General features: G+C 53.9%; 13 protein-coding genes. 6 read left to right on the forward strand and 7 right to left on the reverse strand.

Annotated elements, in window-relative coordinates; all coding sequences use genetic code 11:
- Positions 1-125 precede the first annotated feature (125 nt).
- Entirely contained in the window at positions 126-524 is a 399-nt protein-coding gene (locus tag M987_RS04455; protein WP_014072193.1) for a potassium channel family protein, read from the reverse strand.
- Positions 525-652: 128 nt separating this feature from the next.
- Positions 653-1,846 (reverse strand): BaiN/RdsA family NAD(P)/FAD-dependent oxidoreductase, encoded by a 1,194-nt coding sequence (locus tag M987_RS04460; RefSeq protein WP_014072194.1) that lies wholly within the window; start codon positions 1,844-1,846, stop codon positions 653-655.
- A 228-nt stretch (positions 1,847-2,074) separates the two neighbouring features.
- Here M987_RS04460 and pitA point away from each other — a divergent pair, with 228 nt between their 5' ends.
- Positions 2,075-3,574 (forward strand): inorganic phosphate transporter PitA, encoded by a 1,500-nt coding sequence (gene pitA / locus M987_RS04465; protein WP_014072195.1) that lies wholly within the window; start codon positions 2,075-2,077, stop codon positions 3,572-3,574.
- Between the two features lie 55 nt (positions 3,575-3,629).
- On the opposite strand, the gene uspB is transcribed toward pitA, so the two are convergent.
- Positions 3,630-3,965 (reverse strand): universal stress protein UspB, encoded by a 336-nt coding sequence (gene uspB / locus M987_RS04470; RefSeq protein WP_014072196.1) that lies wholly within the window; start codon positions 3,963-3,965, stop codon positions 3,630-3,632.
- Between the two features lie 284 nt (positions 3,966-4,249).
- Here uspB and uspA point away from each other — a divergent pair, with 284 nt between their 5' ends.
- Positions 4,250-4,687 (forward strand): universal stress protein UspA, encoded by a 438-nt coding sequence (gene uspA, locus M987_RS04475; protein ID WP_014072197.1) that lies wholly within the window; start codon positions 4,250-4,252, stop codon positions 4,685-4,687.
- A 97-nt stretch (positions 4,688-4,784) separates the two neighbouring features.
- Here the strand turns inward: uspA and rsmJ are convergent, their stop codons facing one another.
- The 3 genes from rsmJ to M987_RS04490 form a co-directional block, all read right to left on the reverse strand.
- Entirely contained in the window at positions 4,785-5,537 is a 753-nt protein-coding gene (gene rsmJ / locus M987_RS04480) for a 16S rRNA (guanine(1516)-N(2))-methyltransferase RsmJ (protein WP_041162153.1), read from the reverse strand.
- Between the two features lie 7 nt (positions 5,538-5,544).
- The gene (gene prlC / locus M987_RS04485; protein ID WP_014072199.1) at positions 5,545-7,587 is read right to left on the reverse strand and encodes an oligopeptidase A; all 2,043 of its coding nucleotides are present in this window, start codon (positions 7,585-7,587) and stop codon (positions 5,545-5,547) included.
- Between the two features lie 146 nt (positions 7,588-7,733).
- Positions 7,734-9,005 (reverse strand): acid phosphatase, encoded by a 1,272-nt coding sequence (locus M987_RS04490; RefSeq protein ID WP_014072200.1) that lies wholly within the window; start codon positions 9,003-9,005, stop codon positions 7,734-7,736.
- Positions 9,006-9,198: 193 nt separating this feature from the next.
- Between M987_RS04490 and M987_RS04495 the strand changes: the two genes are divergently transcribed.
- Positions 9,199-10,041 carry a 23S rRNA (adenine(2030)-N(6))-methyltransferase RlmJ gene (locus M987_RS04495; protein WP_014072201.1) on the forward strand — a complete coding sequence of 281 codons (843 nt, stop codon included), beginning with the start codon at positions 9,199-9,201 and terminating at the stop codon, positions 10,039-10,041.
- 71 nt (positions 10,042-10,112) lie between these two features.
- Entirely contained in the window at positions 10,113-11,465 is a 1,353-nt protein-coding gene (gene gorA, locus M987_RS04500) for a glutathione-disulfide reductase (protein ID WP_014072202.1), read from the forward strand.
- 19 nt (positions 11,466-11,484) lie between these two features.
- Here the strand turns inward: gorA and M987_RS04505 are convergent, their stop codons facing one another.
- The gene (locus M987_RS04505; protein ID WP_014072203.1) at positions 11,485-11,883 is read right to left on the reverse strand and encodes a pentapeptide repeat-containing protein; all 399 of its coding nucleotides are present in this window, start codon (positions 11,881-11,883) and stop codon (positions 11,485-11,487) included.
- 191 nt (positions 11,884-12,074) lie between these two features.
- Here M987_RS04505 and M987_RS04510 point away from each other — a divergent pair, with 191 nt between their 5' ends.
- Both M987_RS04510 and M987_RS04515 read left to right on the forward strand, forming a co-directional pair.
- Positions 12,075-12,794 (forward strand): hypothetical protein, encoded by a 720-nt coding sequence (locus tag M987_RS04510; protein ID WP_014072204.1) that lies wholly within the window; start codon positions 12,075-12,077, stop codon positions 12,792-12,794.
- Positions 12,795-13,040: 246 nt separating this feature from the next.
- Positions 13,041-14,690 (forward strand): alpha,alpha-trehalase, encoded by a 1,650-nt coding sequence (locus M987_RS04515; protein ID WP_014072205.1) that lies wholly within the window; start codon positions 13,041-13,043, stop codon positions 14,688-14,690.
- Positions 14,691-14,762: the final 72 nt, after the last annotated feature.

The raw sequence follows: 14,762 nt of genomic DNA on the forward strand, positions 1-14,762 counted from the left end.
TGGTTAAAACCAGAAGTAGAAAAGGGCGGGCTGTTTATCAGCCTTTCACCCTCAAAGCCGCAACCTAATCGGCTGCGCAAGGAAACGTACTTTACCTTACTCCAAGGGGTAGGCGCATCTTTCGATTAGGCGCTCATGCCACGGAGGCGCTGGAGCACGGCCACCAGCACCGCCACTGACCAGCCCACCATCAGGGCGCCCACCAGCCCTTCCAGCCCGCCAATCAGCCGCCAGTGTTGCGGTAACGTCACATCGCCATATCCCACCGTGGCGTAGCTCACCAGCGAAAAGTAGAAGCTGGTGTTCCAGTCCTTAAACGCATCTATCACAAAATAAAAAGCGGCAAATAACCCAGCTTCGAGAAGGTGGGCGAAAATCATTGAAATCACAATGCCGACATTGCGCAGCACAACACGCACCGCGGAATCGACTTCCAGGTTTATGAATTTTAAAACGCAAAACATCCACAGCGAATGGATGACCACGGTAAGCGTGAGCAAAATAATGATGCTGAGTAGCTGCATGGAAAGGGCTCGGACTGAGAAAGAGAAGATTGCCCCGCTGAACGCGCCGGGGCACCTGAAACTGCTTTTCTGAGTCGAAGCTTAGTGGAAAGCCGGGGAAATGTTGGTGCAATAATTGCGTAGGGTGATTATTTCTCTGCCAGAGCCTGTGCGCACGCCCATGCGCTCGCCCAGGCCCACTGGAAGTTATACCCGCCAAGCCAGCCGGTGACATCCATCACTTCACCAATAAAATAGAGACCCGGCACGTTACGCGCTTCCATGGTGCGCGAGGAAAGCCCATCGGTATCCACGCCACCAAGCGTCACCTCTGCGGTACGGTAGCCTTCGGTACCGTTGGGCTGCACGCGCCAGTTTGTCAGGGTATCGACCAGCACCTGCTGATCGCGGCTGTTAAGCTGCTTAAGGGACACATCCGGCACCTGCCCTAACACCTGTAAACACTCAACCAGACGCTTCGGCAACTGCATCGCCAGCGTATTTTTCAGGCTTTGATTAGGATGTGCATTGCGCTGCTCGTCCAGGAAGCTTTCCAGGTTACAATCAGGCACCAGATTGACCGTCACAAACTCGCCCGGCTGCCAGTAGCTGGAGATCTGCAACACCGCCGGGCCGGAGAGCCCGCGATGGGTGAAGAGCAGGTTTTCACGAAATACCGTGCCATCTTCGGCAGTGATAACGGAGGGAACAGAGACACCTGAGAGCGTCTGAAGTTGTTCAAGTAACGGCTTATGCAGCGTAAACGGCACCAGTCCGGCGCGTGTAGGCAGCACCTTCAGGCCAAACTGTTCAGCAATTTTATAGCCAAACGGTGATGCCCCCAGCCCCGGCATCGACAGCCCACCGCTGGCAATCACCAGGTTATCCGCGCTGACGGTTTCCCCGTTCAGTTGCAGCGTATAGCCTTGCTCATCGCGCGATACTTCCAGCACTTCCGTACGCAGGCGCGTCACCACAGCACCTTTTTCGCACTCGGCCACCAGCATATCGACAATCTGCTGAGCGGAGTCGTCGCAGAACAGCTGCCCCAGTGTTTTTTCGTGCCAGGCGATGCCGTGTTTACCCACCAGATCGATAAAATCCCACTGGGTGTAGCGCGCCAGCGCAGATTTGCAAAAATGACGGTTTTGACTCAAATACGCCGCGGGTTCGACATACAAATTGGTAAAGTTGCAGCGGCCACCGCCAGACATCAGGATCTTGCGTCCGGGTTTTTTACCATTATCCAGCAGCAGCACCCGACGGCCCGCTTGCCCGGCCATTGCCGCACAAAACATACCCGCCGCACCGGCCCCAATCACAACGGCATCAAACCTTTCCACGTCAAAACCCTCTTCGTTAACTGCGCGGATTGTAAAGTTTCCGCTGTGGTCGCACCAGCGCAAATAAGCCAGATATCAGTCATATATTTGAAATATAAAATATATTTCTTTACCTAAGCCCAACAAAGCCGAAGGAATATCAAAAAAAAGCTATATTTCACTTTGCCCGTTGCGCATTTGTCCTGGATAATGCGCCGCGTTCATGTCCTCAAAATGGCGTAACGTCCTATGCTACATTTGTTTGCTGGCCTGGATTTACATACCGGGCTTTTATTATTGCTTGCACTGGTTTTTGTTCTGTTTTACGAAGCAATCAACGGCTTCCACGACACTGCAAACGCAGTAGCAACGGTTATCTACACTCGCGCAATGCAGTCGCAACTTGCGGTTGTTATGGCGGCGGTATTTAACTTTTTTGGTGTCCTCCTGGGCGGACTGAGCGTTGCGTATGCCATCGTGCATATGTTGCCAACGGATCTGCTGCTTAACGTTAGTTCTGGCCATGGCCTTGCTATGGTGTTCTCAATGCTGCTTGCTGCAATTATCTGGAACCTCGGTACCTGGTATTTCGGCCTGCCTGCATCCAGTTCTCACACCCTCATCGGCGCGATTATCGGTATTGGGTTAACGAACGCCCTGATGACCGGTACATCGGTTGTTGATGCGCTGAACATCCCGAAAGTGATGGGGATTTTTGCCTCACTTATCGTCTCCCCTATCGTGGGTCTGGTGGTAGCAGGTGGATTGATTTTCATCCTGCGTCGTTACTGGAGCAATACCAAAAAACGCTCCCGTATTCACCTGACACCGGCAGAGCGTGAGAAGAAAGACGGCAAGAAAAAACCGCCATTCTGGACGCGTATTGCCCTGATCCTTTCCGCTATCGGCGTGGCCTTCTCACACGGCGCGAACGATGGTCAGAAAGGCATTGGTCTGGTGATGCTGGTACTGATTGGTGTTGCTCCGGCAGGCTTTGTGGTCAACATGAATGCTTCCGGTTACGAAATCACGCGTACCCGTGATGCCGTGAACAACGTCGAAATTTACTTCCAGCAGCACCCTGAGCTGCTGAAGCAAGCGACCGGTGTTGACCAGCTGATCCCTTCACCTGAAGCGGGCGCAACCACCGCACCTGGCGAGTTCCACTGCCACCCGGCAAATGCGATTAATGCGCTGGAACGTGCGAAAGGTATGCTGGGCGATATCGAAAGCTACGACAAACTCACCGTTGAGCAGCGTGGTCAGCTGCGCCGCATTATGCTTTGCATCTCTGATGTGACGGATAAAGTGGCGAAACAGCCTGGCACAAGCGCTGACGACCAGCGACTGCTGAAGAAACTGAAAGGCGATATGCTCAATACCATTGAGTACGCGCCAATCTGGATCATCATGGCGGTTGCGCTGGCACTGGGTATCGGTACGATGATTGGCTGGCGCCGTGTGGCGACAACAATCGGCGAGAAGATTGGTAAGAAAGGCATGACGTATGCGCAGGGTATGTCCGCGCAGATGACAGCGGCAGTTTCTATCGGTCTGGCGAGCTACACCGGGATGCCAGTGTCCACGACCCACGTACTTTCGTCCTCCGTGGCGGGTACCATGATTGTTGACGGTGGTGGTCTGCAACGCAAAACTGTGACCAACATTCTGATGGCCTGGGTGTTCACACTCCCGGCATCCATCCTGCTGTCTGGTGGTTTGTACTGGATTGCGCTGAAGCTGATTTAATTCGTTAAGCGCAACAAAAAAGCGGGCCAGGAAACTGGCCCGCTTTTTTTTATGCTCAGTGCCAAATCATCAATGCAATCATACTGACCACGACCAGGCCACACAGGGCGCTGGTTAAAATGAACTGACGACGCAGGCGCTCACAGCGACGGATAAACTCTTCATCGTGATGATCGCGGTAGCGCTGGTAATAGATATACCCCACCAGACGCATCTGCTTGCTGGGCTGTCCATGCGCGGTGAAGAACCCTCCACCGTCCACATACTGATAAAGCAACGGATCGCAACCACGAAGTACCACTAACAGCGCACGTAACGATGAGAAGTAGCGCGCCATATTCACTATGCAAACTACGCATAACGCCCAAAACAATGCGACGGTGCTAATCATACATCCTCCCCGGCGTCCACCCACGAAGCAAGGCTCCTGAGCTACCGCACCCCAATGCCCTGACAGACAGTTCAGTGAAAGAATGACTCAAAAGTCGATCCGGTTCGCGTTTTAATATCCGAACGGCTCATTAAATAGTGTAGGAGATCCGTTAATTTTTTTGCCACAAGGTTAATCGTTATCAACACGAAGGCTTGAAAAATTTGTTGAACTGGGCCGTAATGAAAGCAATAGACGACGGCTTTCTCTTTTAGTCATCGATAACTTAAGGAAGGAGTAACACTATGGCTTACAAACACATTCTCATCGCGGTAGACCTCTCCCCAGAGAGCAAAGTGCTGGTTGATAAAGCGGTATCCATGGCGCGTCCCTATAACGCGAAAGTTTCTTTGATTCACGTTGATGTGAATTACTCCGATCTCTATACCGGTCTGATCGATGTGAATCTGGGTGATATGCAAAAGCGTATCTCCGAAGAGACTCACCATGCGCTGAGCGAGCTGTCTACCAATGCGGGCTACCCTATCACCGAAACCTTAAGCGGTAGCGGCGATCTGGGTCAGGTACTGGTTGATGCAATCAAGAAATACGATATGGACCTGGTGGTTTGCGGTCATCACCAGGACTTCTGGAGCAAGCTGATGTCTTCAGCGCGTCAGCTGATCAACACCGTTCACGTGGATATGCTGATTGTTCCACTGCGTGACGAAGAAGAAGAGTAAGTGCGTTAAATTCCCCTCACCCTAACCCTCTCCCAAAGGGAGAGGGGATAGATCGAGGACGTAGGCCGGGTAAGGCGAAGCCGCCACCCGGCTTTTTTTATTCCGGCGTACCTGAGTAGATATCAAACCGGTGCCCTTTGGTGGTCACCGCATTGGTCGTAGCAACATCCGCCAACGGTGGCGCATAGTCCGGGCGCTTCACCACCACACGCTTTGTCGCGAGCAGACGGGCAGGCTCCAGCAGACCATCAGCATCCAAATCCGGCCCCACCAGCGACTGAAACACACGCATCTCTTTTTTCACCAGCGCGCTTTTCTGCTTATGCGGGAACATCGGGTCAAGATAGACCACCTGCGGACGCGGCGTAATATCCGTCAGCGCCGTCAGGCTGGAGGCGTGAATAAGCTGCAAACGCTCCTGCAACCACGAGCCAATTTCCGGGTCTGCATAGCCACGGGTAAGCCCGTCGTCCAGCAACGCCGCCACAACCGGATTACGCTCCAGCATCCGCACACGACAGCCAACCGACGCCAGCACAAAGGCATCGCGCCCCAATCCCGCCGTGGCATCCACCACATCCGGCAGATAACTGCCTTTGATCCCAACCGCTTTAGCGACCGCTTCGCCACGACCACCGCCGAATTTGCGCCGGTGCGCCATGGCACCCCCCACGAAGTCGACAAAGATCCCGCCAAGCTTCGGCTCGTCGCGTTTACGTAATTCCAGATGTTCTGGCGTCATCACCAGCGCCATCAGATTTTCGTCATCGTGCTCCAGTCCCCAGCGGGCGGCCAGAACAGATAAGGCGCCGTCTCCGGCGCCTGATTCATCTACTAAGCAGATCTTCACGTAACAATCAGCCTTTGATCCCGTAATGCTCGAGCATCGCATCCAGCTGCGGCTCACGGCCACGGAAGCGTTTGAACAGCACCATTGGCTCTTCAGAGCCGCCACGCGTCAGGATGTTATCCAGGAACGACTGGCCGGTTTCACGGTTGAAGATCCCCTCTTCTTCGAAGCGAGAGAAGGCATCTGCTGCCAGCACATCGGCCCACAGGTAGCTGTAGTAACCTGCCGCGTAACCACCCGCGAAGATATGGCTGAACGCGTGCGGGAAACGACCCCAGGTTGGCCCAGGAATAACCGCGACCTGTTTTTTAATCTCGGCCAGGGTTTCGAGGATTTTCGCCCCTTGTTCCGGACTGAATTCAGCGTGCAGGCGGAAGTCGAACAGGCCGAACTCCAGCTGACGCAGGATAAACATCGCCGCCTGGTAGTTCTTCGCCGCCAGCATTTTATCCAGCAGTTCTTTTGGTAGCGGTTCGTCAGTTTCAAAGTGACCAGAGATGAACGCCAGCGCGTCCGGCTCCCAGCACCAGTTTTCCATAAACTGGCTTGGCAGCTCGACTGCATCCCACGGCACACCGCTGATACCGGCAACGCCTGCGGTTTCGATGCGGGTCAGCATATGGTGCAGGCCGTGACCGAACTCATGGAACAGGGTGATCACTTCGTCGTGAGTGAACAGCGCAGGTTTGCCATTCACCGGGCGGTTAAAGTTACAGGTCAGATAAGCGACCGGTTTTTGCAGAGAACCATCGGCTTTACGCATCTGGCCCACGCAGTCGTCCATCCATGCCCCACCGCGTTTGTTTTCACGCGCATAGAGATCCAGGTAGAAGCTGCCGCGCAGTTCGTTCTTCTCGTCGTACAGCTCGAAGAAACGCACGTCCGGGTGCCAGACGTCGATGTCAGTACGCTCTTTGGCGGTAATACCGTAGATACGTTTCACCACTTCGAACAGGCCGTTAACCGCTTTGTTTTCCGGGAAGTACGGGCGCAGCTGCTCATCGCTGATGCTGTAGAGATGCTGTTTCTGTTTTTCGCTGTAGTAAGCGATATCCCACGGCTGTAGCTCATCCACGCCGAATTCCGCTTTCGCGAAGGCGCGCAGCTGAGCCAGCTCTTTCTCGCCCTGTGGACGGGCGCGTTTTGCGAGGTCGGTTAAGAAATCCAGCACCTGCTGTGGGTTTTCCGCCATTTTGGTGGCGAGAGATTTGAAGGCATAGCTTTCAAAGCCCAGCAGTTGCGCCAGCTCGTGACGCAGGGCGAGGATTTCAGCCATCACCGGGCTGTTGTCCCATTTGCCCGCATTCGGGCCCTGATCGGACGCGCGGGTGCTGTACGCGCGGTACATCTCTTCACGCAGCGCCTGATTGTCGCAATAGGTCATTACCGGCAGGTAGCTTGGGATATCCAGCGTTAACAGGAAACCGTCCAGCTCTTTCGCTTCGGCCTGTGCTTTCGCTGCCGCCAGCGCGCTTTCCGGCATCCCGGCCAGCTCGGCTTCGTCGGTCACTTGTTTCGTCCAGCCCATCGTGGCATCCAGCACGTTGTTGCTATACTGGTTGCCCAGCTCAGACAGACGCGCGGCAATTTCGCCATAGCGAGTCTGTTTCTCTTTTGGCAGACCAATACCGGACAGCTCAAAATCACGCAGCGCGTTATCCACGGATTTCTTCTGCGCGGTATTCAGTGACGCATAGTGATCGCCATCGCGCAAGTCGCGGTAGGCTTTGTACAGCCCTTCATGTTGACCCACCCAGGTGCTGTACTCAGAGAGCAGCGGCAGGGTTTGCTCATAGGCTTCGCGCAGCTCCTGGCTGTTTTTCACCGAATTCAGGTGACTCACCGGCGAAAAGATACGGCCCAGCACGTCATCCACTTCCGCCAGCGGCTGACACAGAGTTTCCCAGGTGTAAGGCGCGCCTTGCGCCACCACGCTTTCTACCGCCGCACGGCAATTATCCAGCGACTGCGTAACGGCTGGAACCACATGCTCAGGGAGGATTTTAGAAAACGGCGGCAACGAAAAAGGCGTCAGTAATGGATTGGTCATAAGCGCTGTCCTGTTGAAGAAGATGAATGAAGCGCGCATCCGGCGCTGTGCATATTGGTTTAGTAATGGGGTTAAGTGTAGAGGATTTCAATGGTGTGAAGCGGGGAATTACGCCCGATAGCGTTACGCTGTCGGGCGCGGGGGATTTAGTGTGCGTGATGTCCAAGCGCATAGGCAGCAGGCAGGTTCAGACGCTGCCAGAACTGCTGATCCGGCGTTGTCCCGGAGAGCGGATAACCCGCAGGCAGCGCCGTTTTCACCATCAGCGCCTGGCGCTGGGCTGTGCTGAGGTTTGGCAGCGCCGCTTCAAGCAGCACGTCTGCCCCTTCAGGCACTTTCAGACTCTGCTGTTCACCTTTTTGCTGCGGCAGATCGTAGGTCATGGTGAAGCGATAGAACGTCTGCATGGCTGGGTCACGATACGGATCGTTCTTGCCGTCGGTCTTTGCGCACTCAGCAAGCGTAGTCCCACACTCTTTTTCCAGCGCGGTGCGCAGCTGGTCGCGGGCTTCGTTAAACAGCGCGCGATATTTGGCATCATTCAGATAATGGGCCACATTACGCTGCGCCACCATTCGCGAGCCCATCACATCCAGCGGATAGTGCACGCCGAGGACAATTCGGGAATAACCATAGCGTGCCCCTCGCGTCACCAGCGCATCAAAACGCTCCGGGATCATCTCTGCCATCAGCAGCGCATCGGTATAACCGGTGTTGGTGTGCCCGCTCGGGAACGAGCCGCCATCAGCGGTATAGGGATGATTGTCTTTCACCACCACATCATCAGGCACCAGATGAATGGTATTGCCCTGAATCAGGAACGGGCGCGGGTTATTAAAGTGCTTTTTCGCCTCACCAGTGCTGACTTCTGAAGCCTTAATCAGCGCGGCGGCTTTGCCAAGCTCCCCTTTGTCGTAGGCATCAAGAAATGCCTTGCCCAGACGCGGCCCCAGCGCGTCGCTCAGGAAATAGAGATAGCTAATCCCTTCGGCATCCGCCAGCGCCTGATGGCGAGTGAGTTGCGAAGCATCGCGGTTAATGTCGGTCACTGTTTTGAGATTTTCGCTGATAACGGTCTCTGGCAGTGTGCTAAATGCCGACAGCAGTTCGATACCCGCCTGCTGGTTCTCTTTTACCCGGAAGTCGTAGCCGCTGGCCTTAAGCCAGGCTTTATCGGCCTGGGTTTTGTTCTGCTTCGCCTTTTCGAGCTGGTCACGCGTGAGCGTCACAGCATCGCCTTTTAGCGCATCGCGCAGTTGCATCAGTGCCTGAGATTCCAGAGCATTAAACGACGGGCTGGCTGATGCCGGCGTAACGCTGCTGGCGATGTCGGCTGCCTGGTTGAGCGGAACCTCTTTTGCCAGTACCGGCAGCGCGAGGAGGAGTGCTGATGTGAGCAGTGTGAATTGCAGCTTCATTATTTTTCCTTTTATTCAAAGAATTACCTTGCCTGCCTGCGACGCTAGCCCTGCTGGTTGACACTTTTATGACACCGATATGTTTTGCAACGCTTTTGCCAGAATTGAAACAGCACGGCGCTTTAGCGGTAATCCAGGCAGATCTACGGTAAACTAGCGCTTAACTTGTTTACTTCCCGGAATCTCTGCATCCATGCTCAGTTATCGCCACAGCTTTCACGCAGGCAACCACGCCGACGTCCTTAAACACACCGTTCAGAGCCTGATCATCGAATCGCTCAAAGAGAAAGATAAACCGTTTCTCTACCTGGACACGCACGCTGGCGCGGGCCGTTATCAGCTGAGCGGCGAGCACGCCGAGCGTACCGGTGAATACCTTGAAGGCATAGCCCGCATCTGGCAGCAGGATGACCTGCCGGCAGAACTGGAGCCTTATATCGGTGTGGTTGAGCATTTCAACCGTAGCGGTCAGCTGCGTTACTACCCGGGCTCTCCGCTGATTGCCCGCCAGCTGCTGCGCGAGCAGGACAGCCTTCAGCTGACCGAACTGCACCCAAGCGATTTCCCACTGCTGCGTTCCGAATTCCAGAAAGATAACCGCGCTCGCGTGGAAAAAGCCGATGGCTACCAGCAACTGAAAGCCAAACTGCCACCGGTTTCCCGCCGTGGTCTGGTGTTGATTGACCCGCCATACGAAATCAAAACCGACTATCAGGCCGTGGTAACGGGCATCAACGAAGGTTACAAACGTTTTGCAACCGGTACTTATGCACTGTGGTATCCGGTGGTACTGCGCGCACAAATCAAGCGCATGATCAAAGACCTGGAAGCCACCGGCATCCGCAAAATCCTGCAAATTGAGCTGGCCGTACGCCCGGACAGCGACCAGCGCGGCATGACCGCCTCCGGCATGATTGTGATCAACCCGCCGTGGAAGCTCGAAGCGCAAATGAACAACGTGCTGCCGTGGCTGCACAAAACGCTGGTGCCAGCCGGTACCGGCCATGCGACAGTGAGCTGGATCGTGCCTGAGTAATCGCAGTCATTGGTGGAACCTATTGATTTCAGGTATACAATCGCGGCAATTCACGATTAAGGATAAAAGCTATGACGAAGCATTATGACTACATCGCAATTGGCGGCGGCAGCGGCGGCATCGCCTCTATCAACCGTGCAGCCATGTACGGCCAGAAGTGTGCGCTGATTGAAGCCAAAGAGCTTGGCGGCACCTGCGTGAACGTGGGTTGTGTACCGAAAAAAGTCATGTGGCACGCGGCGCAAATCCGTGAAGCTATTCATATGTATGGCCCGGATTACGGCTTTGACACCACCATCAATAACTTTGACTGGGACAAGCTGATTGCCAGCCGTACGGCTTATATCGACCGTATCCATACCTCGTATGACAACGTACTGGGCAAAAACAACGTCGATGTGATCCGAGGTTTTGCGCGCTTTGTTGATGCCAAAACGATCGAAGTCAACGGCGAGACGATCACCGCCGATCATATCCTGATCGCCACCGGTGGCAGACCGAGCCACCCGAACATTCCTGGTGTGGAATACGGTATCGACTCCGACGGTTTCTTCGAACTGCCTGCCCTGCCAAAACGCGTTGCGGTTGTTGGCGCTGGTTACATCGCGGTTGAGCTGGCAGGTGTCATTAACGGCCTGGGCGCCGAAGCGCATCTGTTTGTGCGTAAGCACGCGCCACTGCGTAGCTTCGATCCGCTGATCGTCGATACCCTGGTCGAAGTGATGAACGCCGAAGGCCCGACCCTGCACACGCACGCTGTACCAAAAGCGGTCGTGAAAAATGCAGACGGCAGCCTGACCCTGGAGCTGGAAGATGGCCGCAGCCAGACCGTCGATTGCCTGATCTGGGCAATTGGTCGTGAGCCGGCAAACGACAACTTCAACCTGGCCGTCACTGGCGTGAAAACCAACGACAAAGGCTATATCGTCGTCGATAAATTCCAGAACACCAGCGTGCCGGGCATTTATGCGGTGGGCGATAACACCGGTGCTGTTGAACTGACTCCGGTCGCGGTGGCCGCAGGTCGTCGTCTCTCTGAGCGTCTGTTTAACAACAAGCCGGACGAGCATCTGGACTACAGCAACATCCCGACCGTGGTGTTCAGCCACCCGCCAATCGGCACCGTAGGCTTAACCGAGCCGCAGGCGCGCGAACAGTATGGCGATGACCAGGTAAAAGTGTACAAATCGGCGTTTACCGCGATGTATACCGCCGTCACTTCTCACCGTCAGCCATGCCGCATGAAGCTGGTATGCGTTGGCCCGGACGAGAAAATTGTCGGTATTCACGGTATTGGCTTTGGTATGGATGAGATCCTGCAAGGCTTTGCTGTGGCACTGAAAATGGGCGCAACCAAGAAAGACTTCGATAACACCGTGGCGATCCACCCAACTGCGGCGGAAGAGTTTGTGACCATGCGTTAATCTCGCATTGCCTCTGGCGTCAGGCGATTAATATTTGCCCGACGCCAGAACATTCGTCGAAAACAAACATCCTCCTGTGCATATTCATCAAACGCATCCCCGCCACCTGGCAACCTCGAAAGACAATAGGTTTTGTCACCATTGAATGTGAAAAACAGACATTGCGCATATCGCAGTTTTCAAACGTAATATTTTCCAGACAACAACGATTGAGCGTTAAGTTAGAAAAACAAATATCGTAGAACGAAATTTCACTTAAATTACTGCGATAAAGAATCGCGTTTATTTTCTCCCCCCGAATATTCAAACCTACCAATTGTCGGTTTTCTATTAAGCCATTTAAGTCTGATATAGTGTTTTGCTGCGTATTCTGTAAAGACAAAGGCATAGCGCCCTGACGCTTCGCGTTAAGGTTCATAAAGGTTCCATTTTGAGTGTTGTCATCAGAAAGGATGACGAGTGAGTGGATCCCTTTAATGCCTTACTGCGCTACGTCGAAACAACAGCGATTTTGTCCATTTATTTGCAGAGTTGGTCTGCAAAATAAAAGCGTTTAAATAAACAATTCTAAATCACATAACGTAATAATTTTATTTAAGTGAGTTTTTAATGCCAAAACACACAAGCAGTAATTGTATTCTGGTGATTGAGTCCCCGTGGGAGTTAGATGGGCAAGATTCTAACCGTTCTTCGGTTGTACCGTTTATCGAAGGCATCGCAAAGTTACACGGGGATACTGATGTCTATTTTCTGAATTTTTACGACAAAAGTAGTTTTAAGACCGCGCTTGATTGCCTGTGTAAGCAAACTTTTGCGAATACCATCGTCTATGTTGCAGCCCATGGCAGCTCAACACACATCGCAAAAGTGCCGTTGAAGGACATCCTCAGCGCCGTTAGCGAGAAATCCGCAAAATTCAACATCAGAGGCCTGATGCTGGGGTCATGTTTCGCCGGAGGAAAAACACAGTTATTGCAGAATTTCACGCAGGGTAGTGGTCTGCGCTGGTGTGCGGGATATGCCTCTTCCTGTTACTGGCTGACAGGTACGATGATTGATTGCGCCATTATCAGCAGCGCACTGGGGATGCATGAAGAGCATTACCAGGATCGTGAGTCAATGAACCATGCATTTGCAAATGCCCTCGCTCCGTTTGCGCCAAATGCCATTATTGGCAACGGCAAAAAACACGATGACGTTCCTCTTTGTGAGTCTCTGCAATTTGTCATCCAGCCTGAAGGCAAAGGCCATCGCCCTCTTCTCGCGTCTGAAGAAATATTCGTGCAGGCACATTCACTGCGTGCAGAAACAGAAGAAGAAGCCTATTAAGGTCTTGGTGAATACATACTCTGTTGCAAAGTGAATGCTCTGAATTTTAAGGTGTTCAAGGATGGGGGGTTAGCAGGTTTATGGTTTAAATATCATGAACCTGTGTAACCTTTTATCCTTTTCGCCTTCCTGCCAAAACGTGATCTACCGCACATTTAACTCCCCACGCATCGAAGCGAATGTCTACGCTTATGAGACACCCGGAAAAACCTGTCATTGTGAATACAACCGGAGGTCCCTATCACTATGTTCAGCCAGAAACTACACGCCGCCGATATCGTCGAGTTCAGGATTGAGGAAGAACTTCGCTACGAGGCCGATCCCTGCGAGTTGAAACTGGATGAAATGATTGAAGCGGAGCCGGAACCCGAAATGATCGAGGGGCTGCCCGCATCCGATGCCCTCACCCCTGCCGATCGTTACCTTGAACTGTTTGAGCATGTGCAGTCATCGCGGCTGTTTGCAGACAGCAAAACCTTCCCCGACTGCGCGCCGAAAATGGATCCGCTGGATATTCTTATCCGCTATCGCAAGGTAAAACGTCACCGGGATTTCGATTTGCGCCAGTTCGTTGAGAACCATTTCTGGATGCCGGAAGTGCTCTCCAGCGAATATATTTCTGACCCGAATCATTCCCTGAAAGAGCATATTGATAATCTGTGGCCGGTGCTGACGCGCGAACCGCAGGACCATATTCCCTGGTCGTCACTGTTGGCGCTGCCGCAGGCGTACATTGTGCCCGGCGGGCGTTTCAGCGAAACCTACTACTGGGATTCCTACTTCACCATGCTGGGGCTGGCGGAAAGCGGACGCCACGACATGCTGAAGTGCATGGCGGACAACTTCGCGTGGATGATTGAGCGTTACGGCCATATTCCCAACGGCAACCGCACCTACTACCTGAGCCGCTCGCAGCCGCCAGTGTTTGCGCTAATGGTCGAGTTGTTCGAGGAAGATGGTGTGCGCGGTGCCCGGCGCTATCTGGACCACCTGTTGCTGGAATATGCCTTCTGGATGGACGGCGCAGAATCTTTGCTGCTGAACCAGGCCTACCGTCACGTAGTGCGAATGCCGGACGGCTCTATGCTTAACCGCTACTGGGACGACCGTGACACGCCGCGCGATGAATCATGGATTGAGGATGTAGAAACCGCTAAACACTCCGGTCGCCCGCCGAATGAGGTCTATCGCGACCTCCGGGCGGGCGCGGCTTCCGGCTGGGATTACTCTTCCCGCTGGCTGCGCGATGCCGGGCGGCTTGCCAGCATTCGTACCACGCAGTTTATTCCCATCGATTTGAATGCCTTCCTGTACAAGCTGGAAAGCACCATCGCTAATCTTTCAGGCCTGAAAGGTGATAAAGCGGCCGAAGCCCATTTCCGCCAGAAGGCAAGCGATCGCCGGGCTGCGGTCAACCGCTATCTGTGGGATGACGAGAACGGCTGTTACCGTGATTACGACTGGCGGCGTGAAGAGATGGCGTTGTTCTCCGCCGCCAGCATTGTGCCGCTGTATGTCGACATGGCAACCCACGAGCAGGCCGACCGGCTGGCCGATGCCGTTAACGCCCGTCTGTTAACGCCGGGGGGTATTTTAGCGACCGAGCATGAAACCGGCGAACAGTGGGATAAACCTAACGGCTGGGCGCCGTTACAGTGGATGGCTATTCAGGGATTCAAACGTTATGGCAACGACTCGCTGGGCGATGAGATTGCCCACAGCTGGCTGCAAACGGTGAACCATTTCTATAAGAAACATCACAAGCTGATTGAGAAGTACCATATTGCCAGCAGTACGCCGCGTGAAGGTGGCGGTGGTGAATACCCGTTGCAGGATGGGTTTGGCTGGACGAACGGTGTGGTGCGGCGTTTGATTGGGCTGTATGGGGAGCCTTGACCCTCATCCTCCGGGGTGAGGGATGCCCACAAAAAATACGGGCACGTACGGCCCCCTCTCCTTTTTGGGGAG

It is taken from the genome of Enterobacter soli ATCC BAA-2102 (genome assembly GCF_001654845.1).
In the GTDB taxonomy this organism is placed as follows: Bacteria; Pseudomonadota; Gammaproteobacteria; order Enterobacterales; family Enterobacteriaceae; genus Enterobacter; species Enterobacter soli.